General features: G+C 70.1%; 17 protein-coding genes. 8 read left to right on the top strand and 9 right to left on the bottom strand.

The features are described 5' to 3' along the window. Window positions 1-117 precede the first annotated feature (117 nt). From AC0IY0_RS17370 to AC0IY0_RS17340, 7 genes are all read left to right on the top strand, one after another. Window positions 118-606 (top strand): phasin, encoded by a 489-nt coding sequence (locus AC0IY0_RS17370; protein ID WP_147909934.1) that lies wholly within the window; start codon window positions 118-120, stop codon window positions 604-606. A 136-nt stretch (window positions 607-742) separates the two neighbouring features. After that, on the top strand, window positions 743-1,108 hold the full coding sequence (locus AC0IY0_RS17365) for a hypothetical protein (protein ID WP_419830723.1): 366 nt from the start codon (window positions 743-745) through the stop codon (window positions 1,106-1,108). 484 nt (window positions 1,109-1,592) lie between these two features. Further along, on the top strand, window positions 1,593-2,615 hold the full coding sequence (gene phnD, locus AC0IY0_RS17360; RefSeq protein WP_471764786.1) for a phosphate/phosphite/phosphonate ABC transporter substrate-binding protein: 1,023 nt from the start codon (window positions 1,593-1,595) through the stop codon (window positions 2,613-2,615). Continuing rightward, on the top strand, window positions 2,612-3,421 hold the full coding sequence (gene phnC / locus AC0IY0_RS17355; RefSeq protein WP_246691993.1) for a phosphonate ABC transporter ATP-binding protein: 810 nt from the start codon (window positions 2,612-2,614) through the stop codon (window positions 3,419-3,421). The genes phnD and phnC overlap by 4 nt, the downstream gene beginning before the upstream one ends. Continuing rightward, on the top strand, window positions 3,418-4,224 hold the full coding sequence (gene phnE, locus AC0IY0_RS17350; RefSeq protein WP_147909931.1) for a phosphonate ABC transporter, permease protein PhnE: 807 nt from the start codon (window positions 3,418-3,420) through the stop codon (window positions 4,222-4,224). The genes phnC and phnE (AC0IY0_RS17350) overlap by 4 nt, the downstream gene beginning before the upstream one ends. After that, window positions 4,221-5,033, top strand: a complete 813-nt coding sequence (gene phnE / locus AC0IY0_RS17345; RefSeq protein ID WP_147909930.1) for a phosphonate ABC transporter, permease protein PhnE — start codon at window positions 4,221-4,223, stop codon at window positions 5,031-5,033. The genes phnE (AC0IY0_RS17350) and phnE (AC0IY0_RS17345) overlap by 4 nt, the downstream gene beginning before the upstream one ends. 377 nt (window positions 5,034-5,410) lie before the next feature. After that, the gene (locus AC0IY0_RS17340; protein ID WP_147909929.1) at window positions 5,411-5,671 is read left to right on the top strand and encodes a hypothetical protein; all 261 of its coding nucleotides are present in this window, start codon (window positions 5,411-5,413) and stop codon (window positions 5,669-5,671) included. Window positions 5,672-6,084: 413 nt separating this feature from the next. Here AC0IY0_RS17340 and AC0IY0_RS17335 read toward each other — a convergent pair whose 3' ends face one another. The 5 genes from AC0IY0_RS17335 to AC0IY0_RS17315 form a co-directional block, all read right to left on the bottom strand. After that, window positions 6,085-6,726 (bottom strand): L,D-transpeptidase, encoded by a 642-nt coding sequence (locus tag AC0IY0_RS17335; RefSeq protein ID WP_147909927.1) that lies wholly within the window; start codon window positions 6,724-6,726, stop codon window positions 6,085-6,087. Between the two features lie 190 nt (window positions 6,727-6,916). After that, window positions 6,917-7,735, bottom strand: a complete 819-nt coding sequence (locus tag AC0IY0_RS17330) for a transglutaminase-like domain-containing protein (RefSeq protein WP_147909926.1) — start codon at window positions 7,733-7,735, stop codon at window positions 6,917-6,919. Between the two features lie 65 nt (window positions 7,736-7,800). Then, the gene (locus AC0IY0_RS17325; protein WP_147898787.1) at window positions 7,801-8,730 is read right to left on the bottom strand and encodes a transglutaminase family protein; all 930 of its coding nucleotides are present in this window, start codon (window positions 8,728-8,730) and stop codon (window positions 7,801-7,803) included. A 61-nt stretch (window positions 8,731-8,791) separates the two neighbouring features. Then, window positions 8,792-9,331, bottom strand: a complete 540-nt coding sequence (locus tag AC0IY0_RS17320; protein ID WP_461232514.1) for a response regulator — start codon at window positions 9,329-9,331, stop codon at window positions 8,792-8,794. A gap of 179 nt (window positions 9,332-9,510) precedes the next feature. Then, window positions 9,511-10,677, bottom strand: a complete 1,167-nt coding sequence (locus AC0IY0_RS17315; protein WP_147909925.1) for a transglycosylase SLT domain-containing protein — start codon at window positions 10,675-10,677, stop codon at window positions 9,511-9,513. A 230-nt stretch (window positions 10,678-10,907) separates the two neighbouring features. Between AC0IY0_RS17315 and alaS the strand changes: the two genes are divergently transcribed. Further along, window positions 10,908-13,595 carry an alanine--tRNA ligase gene (alaS, locus tag AC0IY0_RS17310; RefSeq protein WP_471764785.1) on the top strand — a complete coding sequence of 896 codons (2,688 nt, stop codon included), beginning with the start codon at window positions 10,908-10,910 and terminating at the stop codon, window positions 13,593-13,595. Between the two features lie 576 nt (window positions 13,596-14,171). Here the strand turns inward: alaS and AC0IY0_RS17305 are convergent. The 4 genes from AC0IY0_RS17305 to AC0IY0_RS17290 all read right to left on the bottom strand — a co-directional run. Beyond that, complete coding sequence (locus tag AC0IY0_RS17305; RefSeq protein ID WP_471764784.1) at window positions 14,172-14,579, bottom strand: DUF2147 domain-containing protein; 408 nt, start codon at window positions 14,577-14,579, stop codon at window positions 14,172-14,174. 36 nt (window positions 14,580-14,615) lie between these two features. Continuing rightward, the gene (locus AC0IY0_RS17300; RefSeq protein WP_419830716.1) at window positions 14,616-15,293 is read right to left on the bottom strand and encodes a hypothetical protein; all 678 of its coding nucleotides are present in this window, start codon (window positions 15,291-15,293) and stop codon (window positions 14,616-14,618) included. A 154-nt stretch (window positions 15,294-15,447) separates the two neighbouring features. Further along, window positions 15,448-17,130: a dihydrolipoyl dehydrogenase gene (lpdA, locus tag AC0IY0_RS17295; RefSeq protein ID WP_471764782.1), complete on the bottom strand. Its 1,683-nt coding sequence runs from the start codon at window positions 17,128-17,130 to the stop codon at window positions 15,448-15,450. A gap of 11 nt (window positions 17,131-17,141) precedes the next feature. Next, a partial coding sequence (locus tag AC0IY0_RS17290; RefSeq protein ID WP_471764780.1) for a 2-oxo acid dehydrogenase subunit E2 occupies window positions 17,142-18,217 on the bottom strand: 1,076 nt, incomplete at its 5' end.

Here is an 18,217-nt window from a genome sequence, read left to right as displayed (position 1 = left end):
TCACACGTTTACGTCATGTCAACCTTAATGATGACGGCGCAGGTGGCATATGGCGGCGAATCAGTTATTGTGCAGTGCACAAGGCGCCATCAACAGCCGAATTGAGAGGAGACGTCCATGAGCAACCCCCCGAATTACGAAGTCCCGACCGAGATGCGCGACTTCGCCGAGAAGAGCGTCGATCAGGCCCGCAAGGCGTTCGATAGCTTCATCGGCGCGGCCCGCCGCACCGCCGACACCGTTCAGGGTTCGGCCGAGGTCGCCCGCACCAATGCGCAGGACGTCTCGTCCCGCGGCTTCGAATATGCCGAGCAGAACGTGAACGCCGCGTTCGACTTGGCGCAGAAGCTGGTCCGCTCGCGCGACGTGCAGGAGGCCATGCAGCATCAGGCCGAGTTCGTGCGTAGCCAATTCGCCGCCATCCAGGCGCAGGCGAAGGAGTTCAGCGGCATCGCTCAGAGTGCGATGCAGCAGGGCGCCGAGCGGGCCAAGACGGCGATGCAGCAGAGCGCCGACGAGACCCGCAAGGCCATGGAGCAGGGCCAGGATGCCGTCCGGCAGACGACCCAGAACGCCCAGGACGCCGCCGACCGCTCGTCGCACTGACGCCGTCCGCGCTTTGAACTGTCTCTGCGGCCCGCTTCCGGTTTCCCGGAGGCGGGCCGTCTCGTTTTCGCCGGTATTGCCATCGAGAGCCGCCGGAGCAGGAACGATGCGCCTGCGTCGCGCGAAAGGATCACGGATGCGCCTCACCTCACACGGCCGATCCGGGCTGCGGGCCCCGTTCCGGCTGACCCTCGCCGCCTTGGCGTTCGCCGCCGCGCTTCCGGGCTCCGTCGCCCAGGCTCAGTACGGCGGTGGCTATGGTGCGCCGCCGCCGGGTTACGACGATCCGGCCGACGAGGGCCCCTATCGCCCCGCCCCGCGCCGCCGTGAGCGCCAGCCGGTCGGCTACAATTGCGATGCCATTCAGCAGGGCCTCACCGGGCCGAAGCCGTTCGCATGCCCGCTTCCGGGTCCGCGCCCCCTCGGGGTCCGCTGCTTCTGCGACCTCCCGATCGCCTCGTTCAGCCCGCCGCAGACCGCGGTCGGCCGCGTGGTCCCCTGAGAGGACGCGGGTTTTCAAGCCCAACAGGATCGCCGCTGCGCCTCCACCCAAATGTCTCCGGGGCCTGGAATTCGCGCATGAAGCGCGAGTCTCCTCTCCCACGCGAACTGTCGGATTCACACCTCGGGGACCGCAGAAGGCACGGGCGACACCGCGACTCTCCCTCCCCCCTCTGCGGGGGAGGGGGCAACGCGCGCCCTTCACGAGCCGATGCGCGAAAAACCTGGCACTTCCGCAGGCAGATTCCACCCGCATCGGGTCATGCGTGACTCTGCAATGTCCTGTCGCGCGGATCGGCGCGTTCCATCAAAACGCCGTCCGTCGCCCCTGTCATAAGCCGGCTTTCGTTCGCCGCCCACGCACATCCCACCTTGCGTAATCCGAAGCCCGCCACCTACAAGTTGGGCAAGGGAAACGTCGCCCTAACCGGGTGACGACGGGACGGCGCGGGCCGCGTGGCACCGCCCCGCAGGGAGAGAGACGCGTGACACTCGCTCGGTACGGCGCAGCCTTGGCGCTGCTCTGCGGACTCGGCTCGCTGTCGCCGGCGCGGGCCGCCGAATGCGCCAATCGCGGCCAGCTCGACGACACCTATTGCGACACGAACCAGGATCTGGTCGCCGACATCCCGGCCAAGACCCGCGATCCGAGCGTCATCGTGTTCGCCTATACGCCGGTGGAAGACCCGGCGGTCTACGAGAACGCGTTCAAGCCGTTCACCGCCCACCTGTCGCAATGCACCGGCAAGCGCGTCGTCTACTATCCGGTCCAGTCGAACTCGGCCGAGATCGAGGCGATGCGCTCGGGGCGGCTGACGGTGGCGGGCTTCTCCACCGGGCCGCTGGGCTTTGCCGTGAACATGGCGGGCGCGGTGCCGTTCGCCGCCAAGGGGACCGAGAAGGGGGCCGAGGGCTACAATCTGATCGTCGTCGTCAAGGCGAGCAGCCCGTACAAGACCCTGGCCGACCTCAAGGGCAAGCGCGTCGCCCACACTGCCCCGTCGTCGAATTCCGGAAACCTCGCCCCGAAGGCGCTGTTCCCCGAGCAGGGCCTCAAGCCCGGCGAGGATTACAAGATCGTCTATTCGGGCGGTCACGATAAGTCCGCGCTCGGCGTCGGCACCGGCGATTACGACGCCGCGCCCGTGGCCTCCGACGTGTTCAACCGGATGGTCGCCCGCGGCACGATCAAGGGCGACGATTACCGCGTGATCTACACCAGCGAGAAGTTTCCGAGTTCCGGCTTCGCCTACGCGCACGATCTCAAGCCGGAACTCGCCGAGAAGCTGAAGCAATGCTTCTACGACTTCCGCTTCCCGCCCGACATGGTGAAGGATTTCGAGGGCGATGACCGGTTCGCGCCGATCACCTACCTCAAGGACTGGGCCATCGTGCGCAAGGTCGCGGAGGAGTCGGGCACGCCCTACAACAAGGCGGCCTACGAGCGCGAGGCCGCCCGCGAGGCCGAGGCCGCGCGCAAGAAGGCCGAAGGCGCGCCCAAGCCGTGACCGCGTCCGCTGCGCTGCGCGCGCCCGGGACCGAGGTGCGGGCGGAGGATCCGCGCGCCCTGGTGATCCGCGGGCTCGTCAAGGAATACCGGGCCGGGCAGCCGGTCCTGCGGGGCATCGACCTGGTGGTGCCGGGCACGGGCCTCACCGCCATCATCGGGCCGTCCGGCACCGGCAAGAGCACGCTGATCCGGTGCATCAACCGATTGGTGCAGCCCACCGCGGGCGAGATCCTGTTCCGCGGCGAGGATCTGGCTAAGCTGTCCGGCCGCCCCCTGCGCCGGGCGCGACGGCGGATCGGCATGGTGTTCCAGGAATACAACCTGGTCGAGCGCCTCTCCGTGATGGAGAACCTGCTGTGCGGGCGCCTCGGCTACGTGCCGGTCTGGCGGGCGTGGCTGCGCCGGTTCCCCGAGGCCGATATCCAGCGCGCCTTCGATCTCCTCGAGTCCGTCGGGCTCTCCGGCTTCGCCACGCGCCGGGCCGACGCCCTGTCGGGCGGCCAGCGCCAGCGGGTCGGCATCGCACGGGCGATCATGCAGGAGCCCGAGATCGTGCTGGCCGACGAGCCGACCTCGTCGCTCGACCCCAAGAGCTCGGTGGAGATCATGGAGATCCTGTCCCGGCTCGCGGCCGAGCGCGGGGTGCCGGTGGTGGTCAACATCCACAACGTGGCGTTGGCCCAGCGCTTCGCCACGCGGATCGTCGGCATGTCGGGCGGGCACGTCGTCTATGACGGGCCGCCCGATCGCCTGAGCGAGCGCGACCTGCGCGGCATCTACGGCGGCGAGAACTGGCTCGAATGAGCGCCGTCCCCCAACCGGCCGACCGGAGCGCGGCCGCCCGCGTCGCGTTCCGCCCCAACTGGACCGCCCGGGCCGGCTGGCTGCTGCTTGCGGCCTACGCGGTGTATGCCGCCAGCCAGCTCGGCTTTGCGCCCGAGCGCTTCGCCACCGGGCTCACCCACGGCCGGCAGTTCCTGGCCCGGATGTTCCCGCCGAACTTCTCCCGGTGGGAGCTGATCCAGTCCGGCATCGTCGAGAGCGTGCAGATCGCCGTGATCGCCACCGTGATCGGGATCGTGATCGCCCTGCCGATCGGCTTCCTGGCCGCCCGCAATCTGATGCCGGCCTGGGTCACGTGGCCGACCCGGGCGCTGATCGCCCTGTGCCGGTCGTTCCACCCGATCATCGTGGCGATCCTGTTCGTGAAGGCGATCGGCTTCGGGGCGCTGGCCGGCGTGATGGCGCTGATCGTCGCGTCCGTCGGCTTCATCGCCAAGCTGTTCGCCGAGGCGATCGAGGAGATCTCCCTGAAGCAGGTCGAGGCGGTGCGGGCGACCGGCGCCGGCTTCCTGTCGACGCTGATCATGGGCGTGCAGCCGCAGGTGTTGCCGCGCTTCATCGGCTTCGCGACCTACCAGCTCGATTCCAACCTGCGGAACTCGACCATGGTCGGGATCGTCGGCGGCGGCGGCATCGGAGCGACCCTGTTCACCGCCTACCAGCGCTTCGACTACGACGTGGTGCTGGCGATCCTGATCGTCATCGTGGCGCTGATCATGGTGGCCGAGATCGTCTCGGGCTGGGCCCGGAAGGTGTTCCAGTGAGCGCCGGCACGGCCTTGGCGGCCCCCCCGCGGCGCTGGCAGCGCTTCTCGCCGTGGAAGCGCGTGGCACGGCTCGCCTTCACGCTGTTCGCCGTCGCCGCCTTCGTGGCGAGCCTGCGCACGATCGAGGTGATCCCGGAGTTCCTCTACGACGCCCCCGACCAGATGGCCGACCTGTTCGGCCGGATGTGGCCGATGGATGCCGGCTATATCGGGCCGACGCTGCGCGCGCTGGTGGAGACCCTGCACATCGCCACGCTGGGCACGCTGATCGCCATCGTGATCGCGGTGCCGATCGGGCTGCTCGCCGCCCGCAACATCACCCCCAGCCTCCCCCTGAACCTGTTCGCCAAGTTCGTGTTCGTGACCTCCCGGTCTGTGAATTCCCTGGTCTGGGCGCTGCTGTTCGTGGCGGTGTTCGGCCCGGGACCGCTCGCCGGAACGCTGGCGATCGCGCTGCGCTCGGTGGGCTTCACCGGCAAGCTCCTGGCCGAGGCGCTTGAGGAATCGAACCGCGGCTCGATCGAGGCCCTGCAGGCTGCGGGCGCCGGGCGGCGGGCCACGCTGCTGATGGGCTACTGGCCGCAGGTGAAGCCGGCCTTCTGGTCGATCGCGCTGTTCCGGTGGGACATCAACATCCGCGAATCCGCCGTCCTCGGCCTGGTCGGGGCAGGCGGCATCGGGGTCGCGCTCGATACGGCGCTGAATCTGCTCTACTGGGATCAGGTCGCCGTGGTGCTGGCCGCAATTTTCGCGGTGGTGATCGTGGCCGAGATCGTCGTCACCACGGTGCGGGCAAAGGTTCTCTAGCCTTCATCGAGATGTGGTGAACGCGGGATAAGGCGCGTTCTCAGTCCGGGCTTCGCATCGGAGAACCGGAACGATCGGTGCGATGCATGGACGGGGCGCCGATCCGGACTCCACGGGCGGAACCTGTCGAAGCCCACGATCGCCGTGTTCGCCTGACGCCGCCGTTCCGATACACGCGCGGCACGCGGCATTATCAAAAGTTGTAAAATGGCGGCGCAATACGCGCGCAGTCGCGATCAGGCGCCGCAAATTTTTAATCCCCACCGGTGCGTGCGCGCCGGCACGTCACGATGGCGTTGGCGTCCCCATATCAGTCTCAAGCAAGAGGAAGCGGGTTCGACCAATCGAACCGTACTTGTAAGAGCGTGAGTTTATTTATGAAGACCCGTATCGCCGCCGCCGTCACCGCCCTTCTCCTTGGCGTTGCCCCGGTTTCGTCTGCCATGGCCGATAACGGTGCCCGCTGGACCGGCTTTGCGCCCTACGACGTCGAAGCCACGCATTCGCTCGGCCTCGGCGTCCACGACAACCCCTACTACGAGGGCTGTCCGATGAGCTCGGCGGCCGAGGGCAACGCCAACCAGCAGACGCGTCCCGTGAAGCAGTACGGCCAGACCGCCGGTGGAAACCGCTGCTGATCGGTCGCGGGACCCGTCCCCCGCCCGGGATCGGAACAGCGTGATGGGTGCGACCCCGGCGTAAGCGGCGCGCCTCGCACCCCAAACCTCTCGCGCTTGGGAGAGGGAGCCCGTCGCAGCCGCCATGAGCGATGGCGGCCTCTTGATGGAAGACTTCGCCATCAACCCGAAGGGCATTGAGGAGCCGTCGCGCCATGACACGCACGAGCCTGAAGCGAGCCGGACTGATCCTCGGCCTGATCGCGTCGCCGGCGTGCCTCGATGCGGCGCCGACAGGTGCTCGGCAACGAAAAAGCCGGCCGGTCACGACGGTGACCGGCCGGCTTCATGCCTAGAAAGCTCTGTGCGCCCGGATCACCTCACCCTCAGCCTCACGATGAGGCGGGTACCGAAGATCCGGATCCGTCGTCAGCTCAGTTCAGCACGACGACCTTGGCGCCGACCTTCACACGCTCGTACAGATCGGTGACGTCGTCGTTGGTCATCCGGATGCAGCCCGAAGACACCGCCTGGCCGATCGTGTCCGGCTCGTTGGAGCCGTGGATGCGGTATTCGGTGCTGCCGATATACATGGCGCGGGCGCCGAGCGGATTCTCGATGCCGCCGGCCATGTAGCGCGGCAGGTCGGGGCGGCGGGCGATCATGGCCTTCGGGGGCGTCCAGGACGGCCACTCGCGCTTGGCGGTGACCTTGTTGACGCCGCTCCAGCTGAAGCCCGGCCGGCCGACGCCGACGCCGTAGCGGATCGCCTCGCCGTTACCCATCACGTAGTACAGGCGGCGCTCGGCGGTGGAGACCACGATCGTGCCCGGCGCGTAGGGGGCGTTGAACGCCACGATCTCGCGGGGGATCGGCTGGACCTGCGCCTGCGGCGCGTCCTGCACGCCCTGGCCGTAGCCCGGGGTGCCCTGGTACCCGTACTGGCCCGGATCCGAGTAATACTCCTCGGCGCCGTTGGTGCCGAAGGGATCGTAGGCCGGGGCGGCCAGCGCCGGCGCGGCGGACAGAACAGTTGCGGCAAGGAGCGCCGCGAGGGCGGTGGCCGAGGTCTTCATGGTGTGCCTGCCTGTGCGATAACCTTTGCTATTACAAGCGTGAGCATAGGTTGGCAGTTCCACCCGCCGAAGAAGATTTTCGCTGACGTTGGAATACGTAAGCGGGTTCGCGCGTGCCGCGCGCCACACTCTGCGCTCTGCATCGCCCCGCTCCGAACATCAGTAACCATCGTTCGTGATCACCGACGCGTCACGCGACCTCGTCGGTGTGGACGTCGAAGCGCGCCAGGTGGGCGTAGCCGAAATTGGTCGAGATCGCGCAGTCGGTGGCATCGCGGCCCCGGGCCATGACGATGCGGCCGATCCGCTGGCGATTGTGCCTCGCGTCGAACGTGTACCAGCGCGGGCCGTCGGGTCCCTGGAGGTAGACCTCGAACCAGGCGGAGAAATCCATCGGCGCCGGGTCCTTCGGCACGCCGATGTCGCCGAGGTAGCCGGTGGCGTAGCGGGCCGGGATGTTCATGCACCGGCAGAACGCCACCGCGAGATGCGCGAAGTCGCGGCAGACGCCCTCGCGCTGCATGAAGCCGTCATGGGCGGTGCGGGTCGCGTCGGCGCGCTGGTAGTCGAACCGGATGCGCTCGTGCGTGTAGGCGACGATCGCCTGCACCCGGGCCCAGCCCTCGGGCGTGTTGCCGAACAGCGACCAGGCCGTCTGGGAGAGCTTGTCGGTGTCGCAGTAGCGGGAGCCCAGCAGGAAGACCATCACGTCGTCCGGCAGGTCCTGGACCGGGATCTGCTGGGCCTCCGGGACGTAGGCGTCGAGGAGCCCGGAATCCTGGATCGTGAAGTCGGCCGAGATCGTCATCAGGCCGGGCGGCGCGACGATGCGATGGCAGACGTTGTCGTACACGTCCCGGTACGTATGCGACGGGACCCACGGATCGAACCGGATCTCCTGCGGGGTCAGCAGGTCGGGCATCCGGGAGGGATGGACGCTGAGCATCAGGACCATGGGCGTGGGCTGGGTCAGGCTGAAGCCGATATCGTAACCCGTCCTGATCTTCATCGCGGCCACCTGCTGTCCTCTCGCCCCGGCGGGTCGCCCCGCATGTTCCATCCGGATCCGCGGGCTCAACGCGCCACGATCGGCGGATGAGCTTCAAATCCTGGTGTTCGTGCCTCGTCGTCAGGCAATTCGACCACATCGACGTCCACCCGCATGCCGAGATCGTCGCTGGCGAGCCCGAAGAACGAGCCGTGCAGCGGCACGGCCTGCGCCGGATCGCGCGCCACCGCCACGCGGATCAGGTCGCGGTTGCCGACGATCCCGTTGGTCGGGTCGAACTCGATCCAGCCGGCGCCCGGCAGGTAGACCTGCAGCCATGCATGGGTCGAGCCGCCGCCGACATGGCGGGCGCGGTCGTTGCGCGGGTTATACAGGTATCCGGAGACGAACCGGGCGGCCATGCCGAGCGCCCGGACCGCCTCCATCATCAGCACCGCGAAGTCCCGGCACGAGCCGCGCTTGCTGCGCAGGGTCGTCAGCGGCTCCTGCACGCCCTTCTCGGAGCGGGCGAGGTAGGTGAAGTTCGCCCGCACGCTCCGGGTCATGTCGGCGAGCAGCTCTTGGGTCGGGATCCGGCCGTCGGCCGGGATGAAGCTGCGCGCCCAGGCATCGACCTCGTGGCGCGGATCGGGCCATTGCCGCTCGATCGACCGGGACAGGTCGGGCATGTCCTCGACCCCGTACCCGAACGGGTAATGGGTGGCGTGGGGCGCCAGCGGGAAGACCGGGGCGTGCTCGGGGGTGTGGTCGAGGGTGATCCCGCACACGAAGGTCAGGGTCTCGGCCCGGCCCCCGAAGGTCGCCACCGCGACGCAATTGCCGAACACGTCGAACATCCAGCGCAGGGCCGTGGGCTCGGGTGTGATCTCGAGTGAGGCCTCGATCAGGCGCTGGTCGTAGCTGTCCCGGGGCCGGAACATGATCCGGTGCTCGCCGAAGGCGACCGGGCGCCGGTACCGGTAGACCGTGCGGTGACGGACGGACAGGATCGGCAAACTGGAGGCTCCTCGCGCCGATACGTCGACCGTCAATGCAAGGGCCGGGCCTGTCGCCGTCTCAGGTGACCGGCGGTGCCGGATCCGTGGTCGCCCGCTCGGCCTCCACCAGCACGTCGAAGGGGCGCCAGGGCTTTGCGATGAACACCGCTTCGCTCGGCAGGTCCGGCCGGCGGGCGCCCTGGCCGGTGGTGACCACCAGGCGGGCCCGGGGCCACAGGGTCGCCACCGCGCGGGCGAGCTGAAGACCGGTCATGGCGCCCGCGAGCTGGATGTCGGCGAAGACCAGGGCGACGTCGCCGCCGCGGGCCTGGAGCACGACCAGGGCGGCCTCGGCGCTGTCGCAGCCGACGACCTCGAGCTCGGTCTCCTCCAGCAGAGTCTCCGCCAGCGCGCGCAGCTGCGGGTCGTCCTCGACCACCAGCGCCAGGCGCGGGCTCGCCGCCTCGGCGGCCTGCGGGCTCGGCGTCGGAGCGACGGACGGCTCGACCTCGGCCTGCCGCACCCGGCGCACCAGGGCGGCAAGGTGTTCCGGCACGCCCTCCGACATGAGGTCGTCGTAGATCGACGCCAGCGTCTGCCCGATCTGGTCGAGCGGCATGCTGCTCGGCGAGAGCGTATCGGTGAGCGGCGCGGCCGTGCCCGTCAGAGGCTTTCTCAAGAACTTCCCCCGAAGTCTCCGTGTCACGCCGCAGGTGAGCGCGGCGCTTGTGGACGAACGTCGACGGGACGCCGGGAGTTGCGCGCGAGACCGCGAATAGAGGCCCGCTCGCTGTGCTGTTACTGCGTGGCGACGCCGGTGGCGGCGTCCGCGTAGGCCATGATCCCCGAGACCGCCTGGACGTTCTGGTACCGCGTGCCGCGGGTGCTCATCATCGCCTCGAACTTCTCGTGGACCTGCGCCACCGAGAGGCTGGCCGGCTTGCGGTGCCGGCCGCGGCCGACGAAGCGTCCGGCGGCGAAGAAGATCGAGCGGTTGGCCCGGGCCGGGCCGGGCAGCAGCACGGCCGCGGCGGCGGCCGGCTTGTTGACGACGTTGGCCAGGAACTCCCCGGCATCGTCCGCGCCCAGGAAGTGGGCGAGGTAGACTTCGCCGAGGGTGAGTTCGCGGCCGATGCGCTGGGCGATGCGGCCGGCGTCGCGCTTCAGCATCTCGCCGGCCATCAGCGCCGAGAGATAGGGGTCGCGGCGCAACTCGAGCACCCGGGCGCGCTCGGCGGCGTCGGTGATCGCCGGCCGGTCGTTGGCGTCGGCGGTGACCAGCGCGGCCTCCTTCTCCAGCCCGTACTTGGCGCCGAAGTCGCGGACCACGCCGAGCCAGGTGCGCTCGATGAACTGATAGAGGCCTGTGGCCGAGGAGGTCTTGGCCTGGACCGCGGTGACGAAGCTCGACTCCTTGTCGGCCACCGCCATGAGCAGGACCGGGTCGGTCTGCACCGCCTGGGCGGCCCGCACGATCGTCTGCACCAGGTGGCGCCGGATCTTCATCGGGCCGAATTCGAGGATGTCGTTCGGGTCGCCGCCGGCGCTCTCCGAGAGCAGGAAATCGTAGGACACGCGGTCGACGCCGTTGGAGCCTACGGCGGTGTCGAGGTCGTGCACGGCGGCAAAGCTCGCAGACGCGCGCAGCGGGGTCCGCTCCAGCTCCTCGCTGAGAGCGACGGTGTGGATGCGCGGGCGCGGCATCGGCGGCTCGGTGGCGGCCTGCGCGGAGGAGACCGCCTGGCTCAGCCCGACCTTGCCGAGATCGACCCCCGAGCCGATCAGCGCGGCGCTGAGGCCGCCGGCGATCAGCGATATCGTCAGCACCGAGCGGGCCAGCGCTGGGACGCTCCCGTGGGCACGGCCGAGCATCGGCTGTGCGGTGATGGCATCGGCCCGGCCGGAGCCGAACCGGCCCTGCTGACCCGTGACGTTCCTCGGCGATCCGACCGTGCGGCCCTGCATCGTCTACCCGAATCCTCACGCGCCCTTGACGGCGCCACGGACACACCATCGCTTGACAGATGTGGCGACAACACGGCCGTGCTTGTGGCGGCGATGGGGCGGGCCGGGGTGATTTCGCGGCGGGGCGCCCGTGACTCGGGCCTGATCCGTCCTTAAGAGGGCGGCATGCGGGTCGCGCCTGAAACGGGTGGCGGCCCAGTCCCTTGAGCCCTGCTTAGAGTTCTGCCCCGATGAGCGGCGTCAACGAGATCCGGTCGACCTTCCTCGACTTCTTCGCGCGTGCGGGACACGAGGCCGTGCCCTCCTCGAGCCTCGTTCCGAAGAACGATCCCACGCTGATGTTCACGAACGCCGGCATGGTGCAGTTCAAGAACGTCTTCACGGGCGTGGAAAAGCGCGGCTACGACCGGGCGACCACGGCGCAGAAGTGCGTGCGGGCCGGCGGCAAGCACAACGACCTGGACAACGTCGGCTATACCGCGCGCCATCACACGTTCTTCGAGATGCTCGGCAACTTCTCGTTCGGCGACTACTTCAAGGACCGCGCGATCGAGCTGGCCTGGACGCTGATCACCAAGGAATTCGGCCTCAAGCCCGACCGGCTGCTCGTCACCGTCTACGCCGACGACGACGAGGCCGCGAACCTGTGGAAAAAGATCGCCGGCTTCCCGGATGAGAAGATCATCCGGATCGGGACCTCCGACAACTTCTGGCAGATGGGCGACACCGGCCCCTGTGGCCCGTGCTCGGAGATCTTCATCGACCAGGGCCCGGCGCTCCAGGGCGGACCGCCCGGCTCCCCGGACGAGGACGGCGACCGCTTCCTCGAGTTCTGGAACCTCGTGTTCATGCAGTACGAGCAGCTGGAGCCGGGGGTGCGCAACCCGCTGCCCCGGCCCTCGATCGATACCGGCATGGGCTTGGAGCGCATGGCCGCGATCCTCCAGGGCGTGCACTCGAACTACGACACGGACCTGTTCAAGGCGCTGATCGACGCCGTGGCGCACGCCGTCTCGCGGGCGCCCGAGCCCGCCACGATGGCGTCCTACCGGGTGATCGCCGACCACCTGCGCGCCGCCTCGTTCCTGGTCGCCGACGGCGTGCTGCCGGGCAACGAGGGGCGCGGCTACGTGCTGCGCCGGATCATGCGCCGGGCCATGCGGCATGCCGAGATCCTCGGCGCCCGCGAGCCGACCATGTACCGCCTGGTGCCGACGCTGGTGCGCGAGATGGGCCAAGCCTATCCCGAGTTGATGCGCGCCGAGGCGCTGATCGGCGAGACCCTGAAGCTGGAGGAGACCCGCTTCCGCCGCACCCTGGAACGGGGTCTGTCGATCCTCGATTCCGAGACGCGCGATCTCAAGGCCGGCGAAAACCTCTCGGGCGACACCGCCTTCACCCTGTACGACACCTACGGCTTCCCCCTCGATCTCACCCAGGACGCCCTCAAGGCCCGGGGCATCGGGGTCGACACCGAGGCGTTCACGGCCGCGATGCAGCGCCAGAAGCAGGCGGCGCGCGAGGCCTGGAAGGGCTCCGGCGAGGCCGCCACCGAGACGGTCTGGTTCGGCATCCGCGAGCGCGTCGGCGCCACCGAGTTCCTGGGTTACGAGACCGAGGCCGCCGAGGGCATCGTGACCGCGCTGCTGCGCGACGGAGCAGAGGTGAAGAGCCTCGAGGCGGGGCAGACCGGCCTCGCGCTGGTCAACCAGACGCCGTTCTACGCCGAATCCGGCGGACAGGTCGGCGATACCGGCCTGATCCTGGCGGCGGGCCTGAAGGTCCGCGTCACCGGCACCGAGAAGAAGCTCGGGGACCTGTTCGTCCACCACGTCAGCGTGGAGGCGGGTACCCTCGGGCTCGAACAGGCCGTGGAGCTGAAGGTCGACCACGCCCGCCGCAAGGCGATCCGTGCCAACCACTCGGCCACGCACCTCCTGCACGAGGCCCTGCGGCAGGTTCTCGGCGACCACGTCGCCCAGAAGGGCTCTCTGGTCAGCCCCGAGCGGCTGCGCTTCGACATCAGCCATCCGAAGCCGATCGAGGCGGACGAGCTGGCCCGGGTCGAGGACATCGCCAACGCGGTGCTGCTCCAGAACGCCCCGGTGGTGACCAAGCTGATGGCCGTGGACGACGCCATCGCGTCCGGCGCCCGGGCCCTGTTCGGCGAGAAGTACGGCGACGAGGTCCGGGTCGTCTCGATGGGCCTGCCGGTGGACGCGTCCGGCGCCGAGACCGACCGCGGCCGGCTCAAGAACTTCTCCATCGAGCTGTGCGGCGGCACCCATGCCGGGCGCACCGGCGATATCGGGGCGATCACCATCGTCAGCGACAGCGCGGTCGGGGCCGGCGTCCGCCGGATCGAGGCGCTTACCGCCGACGCGGCGCGCCGCCACCGGGCCGAGGAGGCCCGCACGCTGGCCGCGCTGGCCGGCATCCTGAAGGCCCCGGTCGCGGAGGCGCCAGACCGCCTCACCGCGCTGATGGAGGACAAGCGTCGCCTGGAGCGGGAGCTCGCCGACACAAGGCGCAAGCTGGCGATGGGCGGTGAGACCGGATCGGGGTCCAACGCCCGCCAGAGCGAGATCGGCGGCGTGGCATTCCGGCGCTCGGTGGTCGAGGGGCTCGACATGCGCGACCTCAAGCCGATCATCGACGAGGAGAAGAAGCGCCTGGGCTCCGGCATCGTGGCGATCGTCGGGGTCGCGGCCGACGGCAAGGCGGGCCTCGTGGTCGGCGTCACCGAGGACCTGACCGGCCGTTACGACGCGGTCGGGCTGGTGCGGGCCGGGGCGGGCGCGCTCGGCGGCAAGGGTGGCGGCGGCCGTCGCGACATGGCCCAGGCCGGCGGCCCCAACGGTGCCGGTGCCGAGGCGGCGCTCGACGCGATCGAGCAGGCGCTGACCGACGCGGCTTGAGGATAGTGGGACGGTCCCACCCCCATCCTGAAGCCACGGCACCCACTGTCCTCACGGATCCAAGGTTTCCGCGCGCATTCCAGCCGCTACCCTGTCATCCCGGGCTCGCCTACGGCGCGCCGGGATGAAGAGGCTGTTTTCAGGACGGCGTCTGTAAAGACCAGGGGCACTGGTCAAGCGGGACAACACAATCCCGACTTCGGCTTAAACACCGCGTAGGGGCTGGTGGCGCCACCTTCGGAGGTTGCCCCGAACGCAAACGACGCGTCCGGGACAGGCCCTGGCGAGGTATGTCTACTGCCCGCCGCCTCCGCCCTGGGGGCGACCTGCGAGGACTGGTTGGCGTTGCCGGCAGCGGCGGAATCGTTGGAGATCGAGTCCGCCGGCCGTCCCGTCGGCGAGTCGGTGAGGGCGCTCTCGGCACCGGTGGCGTTCGATTGCGGCGTCACCACCCCGGGGGGCCGGGCGGCACGACGACCACGGTGCCGGTCGGGGATGCGATCACTCGGGCGGAGGCCGGTCCGACCAAACAGGTTGCGCGGGCGGCGGCGCGAATCGTCCGGGTCACGAAGCGGGTCAGTTCACCCGCGTCCAGGTCTGGCGCTTGCAGAACACGCTCATCACGCAGCCCGAGACTTCGAGGGCGTTCGGGCCGGTCAGCCGCAGCGCGCCGGAATAGGTCTTCCCGTCGTTCGGGTTGTAGAGCGAGCCGCTGTAGCCCGATCCGTCCGCCTGGGGGGCGTTCAGGATCTGCACGCCGACGACGCTGCGGCCCCGCAGGGCCGGGTCCGGGTTCTTGGCGTCCAGCGCCTTGCCGGGGGCGCTGACGATGGTGCCGCAATAGCCGCCGCCGCAGGGGGTGACCTTCACCCGGGAGCTGCCGGTCTCGGTCAGCCAGAGGCCCGCGGGATCGGCCGCCAGGGCCGGGCCGCCGGACGCCAGAGCCGCCGAGACCGCAAGTAGCGCCGAAACCGAACGCCGCATCCTCATCCTCCCGAACCGATTCTGTGGGACGCCGTCTTACCGCGACGCTTCGGGCAGCGCACCGCCCAGATAGGTCTCGGCGACCTCGCAGAACGGTTGTCCGGCCCCGGTGGAGAGCACGGCGTCGATCTCGAACAGCTTGTCGTCGGGGCCGGGCGCCGCGGGCTGCGCGAAGGGGCGGACCGCGATGGTCTGCCGGGTCGGCTCCAGGGGGCGCACCACCCGGCCGAAGGGCGTGCGGGTGCCGTCGAGGGTCGCGTTCATCTCGGGCGTCAGGCGCGCCGGGACGTACCAGTTGTCCGCCTCCGACAGCACCCGGTCGCCGCAGGCCAGCCGGACCCGGCGGTAACGCACGGGCTCGTCGGGGCCGATCGCCAGGCGGGCACGCTGGGCGGCGCTGAGCGGCTTGTCGGCCACGTCCATGCGCCGGGCGACGAGGTGCGGGTCGCCGGCGAGCCTGTGGTCGGCGCACCAGCTCTCCAGCGCCAGGGTCGCGCTGTGCGCCGCCAGCACGCGGCCCTGCAGCGCGGCGATCAGCGCGGCCTGCGGCTGGGTCGCGGCCGGAGCCTCCGCCGCGACCGCCGACGGCCTCATCGGAAGGCCCGCCAGCGCCGCCGCGAGACCGAGATGGAGCGCCCAGTCGCGCCGGACCAGGAAGGCGACGCAGCGTCTGACGGCCCGTGGATCAAGGGCGGCGAAGGTGAGTCTGGGCATCGGGAATCCCCGGAGAGCGTAATTCGGTCCACCGCGTCGTCTCGGCCCGAATCCCCCCGGGTGGAGGCGTCCTGTTGGTCTCACGCCCGGTCGGGCGCGTCCGGCCTCGCGGGCGAACGTTTACCCAACCTCGGCCTTTGGGTCGAGGCCGCTGCTACCGCCGGGCTGGCGGCAGGTCGGTGCAGAGGCCGAGCGCCGCCTCGGCCGCGAGCCCGATGGTCTCGCCGAGCGTCGGGTGCGGGTGGATCGTGCGGCCGATGTCGGTGGCGTCGGCGCCCATCTCGATGGCGAGCACGATCTCGCCGAGCATGTCGCCCGCGTTCGGCCCCACGATGGCGCCGCCGACGATCCGCTGCGTCTCCGCGTCGAACAGCAGCTTGGTCAGCCCGTAATCGGCGCCGTTGACGATGGCCCGGCCCGAGGCGGCCCAGGGGAAGCGCGCCACCGCGACGGCCCGGCCGGCGGCCTTCGCGGCCGTCTCGGTGAGGCCGGCCCAGGCGATCTCGGGATCGGTATAGGCCACCGACGGGATCACCGCGGCGTCGAACCCGGCCTTGTGGCCGGCCGCCACCTCGGCGGCGACGTGGCCCTGGTGGACCGCCTTGTGGGCCAGCATCGGCTGCCCGACGAGGTCGCCCACCGCCAGGATGTGCGGCACTGTGGTCCGCATCTGCGAATCCACGGGCACGAAGCCGCGCTCCACCGCGACGCCCGCCGCGTCGAGGCCCAGCCCATCGCCGTTCGGACGCCGACCCGCGGCCTGGAGTACGAGGTCGTAGACCCGCGGCTCCGGCTCGCCCGCGAGCGTGACGGCGATGCCGTCCGGGGTGGCGGTGGCCGAGACAACCTCCGCGCCGGTCAGGACCCGGTCGAACCGGTGGGCGTTGCGCTTGGTCCAGACCGCCACGAGGTCCCGGTCCACCCCCTCCAGCAGGTTCGGCAGGCGCTCGACCACGTCGACCCGGGCGCCGAGCGCGCTGTAGACCGTCGCCATCTCCAGGCCGATGATGCCGCCGCCGATCACCAGCAGGCGGCGGGGCACGAACGGTAGCTCCAGCGCGCCCGTCGAGTTCACGATGCGGGGGTCGTCCGGCAGCATCGGCAGGGACACCGGCGACGAGCCCGCCGCCACGATGGCGCTCCTGAACGCGACGGCGCGGCTGCCGCCCGCCTGCAGCGCGACCGAGACCGTGTTCGCCCCGGTGAAGCGCGCGGTGCCGCGCACGACCTCGACCTTGCGCTGGCGCGCCATCTGGGTGAGCCCGTCGGTCAGGCGCCGCACGGTGCCGGCCTTGAACGTCCGGAGCTTGTCGAGGTCGATCGCCGGCGGGCCGAAGCTGATCCCGTGGGCGGCGAGGCGACCGGCTTCTTCCGTGACGGCGGCCACGTGCAGCAGCGCCTTCGAGGGTATGCAGCCGACATTCAGGCAGACGCCCCCCAGCGTCGCCTCCCGCTCCACCAGGATCACGCGCTGCCCGAGGTCCGCGGCCCGGAAAGCGGCCGCGTAGCCGCCGGGCCCGCCGCCGATCACGAGGACGTCGCAGGACTCATCCGGGGGCGCGACGGCGGGCGCATCGACGGACGCTGTCGTCTCCGCCTCCCTGGCCACGCGGGCGATCAGGGTTCCGGCCGAGACGGTGTCGCCGAGGCCGACCAGGATCTCGATCAATCGGCCGGCGAAAGGCGCGGGGATGTCGAGGGTCGCCTTGTCGGATTCGACCACCAGCAGGGTCTGGTCGCGCGCGATGGCGTCCCCCGGCGCCACCGGGATCTCGATGACGGGCACGCCGGAAAAGTCGCCGATATCGGGGACGCGGATCTCGCGGGTCTCGGTCATGGCGGCGTCCGTCACAGCACGGCCCGGCGCAGGTCCGACAGGACCGACGCGATGTGGCCAAGGAAGCGGGCGGCGGCGACGCCGTCCACGACCCGGTGGTCCCAGGACAGGCTGAGCGGCAGGATCAGGCGCGGCTGAAACGCCTTGCCGTCCCAGACCGCCTCCGTGCGCGAGCGCGCCGCGCCCAGGATCGCGACCTCGGGGGCGTTGATGATCGGGGTGAAGCCGTCGCCGCCGATGCCGCCGAGCGACGATACCGAGAAACAGCCGCCCTGCATCTCCGAGCCCGAGAGGCTGCCGGCCCGGGCCTTGTCGGCGAGCGCCGCCATCTCGGTGGCGATCTCGATCAGGCCCTTGCGGTCGCAATCGCGCACCACCGGCACCATCAGGCCCTTCGGGGTGTCCACCGCGAAGCCGACATGGACGTAGTCCTTGAGGACGAGGTCGTAGCCCTCCAGGGAGGTGTTGAAGCGCGGATAGGCCCGCAGCGCGAGGGCGGCGGCCTTGATCAGGAAGGCCACCATGGTCACCCGCGCCGGCGGTGTCCGCGTCTCCGTGTTGAGTCCGACCCGGAACGCCTCGATCTCGGTGACGTCGGCCCGGTCGAAATTGGTCACGTGTGGGATGGTCAGCCAGTTGCGGCTGAGATTGGCCCCGGAGATTGTCTGGATCCGCGACAGGGGCTCGCGCCGCACCGGGCCGAACTTTTCGTAATCCACCTGCGGCCAGGGCGGCAGGCCGGCGCCGATGCCCGAGGGGGCGGCCGGCGCCTGGGCCGGGGCCTGGAGCGCTGCCTTGACGAAGGCGTGCAGGTCCTCGCGCAGGATCCGCCCCTTGGGACCCGTGGCGAGCACGCGGTCGAGGGTGATTCCGAGTTCGCGGGCGAGCTGGCGCACCGACGGGCTGGCGTGGACGTCGCCGGCGGGGGCGGTGCTTGGGTTGTCACGCGCCACTGCAACGCGCGCGCTCCCTCCCCCCTCCGCGGGGGAGGGTGGCCCCCGAAGGGGGTCGGGAGAGGGGAGCGCCGTATCCGGAAGAGTGGCGACAGGTGTGAAACCCGCCCCGTCGCGCTGCCCCTCTCCCCCCC

This window comes from Methylobacterium sp. AC315 (assembly GCF_979253755.1).
The sequence above is the reverse complement of the archived record's forward strand: the minus strand, read 5'-3'. Positions and strand labels throughout refer to the sequence as shown.

Coding starts and splice junctions, on each gene's coding strand:
- AC0IY0_RS17370 (WP_147909934.1), top strand. CDS start 118: ATGAGCAACCCCCCGAATTACGAAGTCCCGACCGAGATGCGCGACTTC.
- lpdA (WP_471764782.1), bottom strand. CDS start 17,130: ATGACCGAGACCCGCGAGATCCGCGTCCCCGATATCGGCGACTTTTCC.
- alaS (WP_471764785.1), top strand. CDS start 10,908: ATGAGCGGCGTCAACGAGATCCGGTCGACCTTCCTCGACTTCTTCGCG.
- phnE (WP_147909931.1), top strand. CDS start 3,418: ATGAGCGCCGTCCCCCAACCGGCCGACCGGAGCGCGGCCGCCCGCGTC.
- AC0IY0_RS17365 (WP_419830723.1), top strand. CDS start 743: ATGCGCCTCACCTCACACGGCCGATCCGGGCTGCGGGCCCCGTTCCGG.
- AC0IY0_RS17340 (WP_147909929.1), top strand. CDS start 5,411: ATGAAGACCCGTATCGCCGCCGCCGTCACCGCCCTTCTCCTTGGCGTT.
- AC0IY0_RS17335 (WP_147909927.1), bottom strand. CDS start 6,726: ATGAAGACCTCGGCCACCGCCCTCGCGGCGCTCCTTGCCGCAACTGTT.
- AC0IY0_RS17330 (WP_147909926.1), bottom strand. CDS start 7,735: ATGAAGATCAGGACGGGTTACGATATCGGCTTCAGCCTGACCCAGCCC.
- AC0IY0_RS17315 (WP_147909925.1), bottom strand. CDS start 10,677: ATGCAGGGCCGCACGGTCGGATCGCCGAGGAACGTCACGGGTCAGCAG.
- AC0IY0_RS17300 (WP_419830716.1), bottom strand. CDS start 15,293: ATGCCCAGACTCACCTTCGCCGCCCTTGATCCACGGGCCGTCAGACGC.
- AC0IY0_RS17305 (WP_471764784.1), bottom strand. CDS start 14,579: ATGCGGCGTTCGGTTTCGGCGCTACTTGCGGTCTCGGCGGCTCTGGCG.
- AC0IY0_RS17320 (WP_461232514.1), bottom strand. CDS start 9,331: ATGCCGCTCGACCAGATCGGGCAGACGCTGGCGTCGATCTACGACGAC.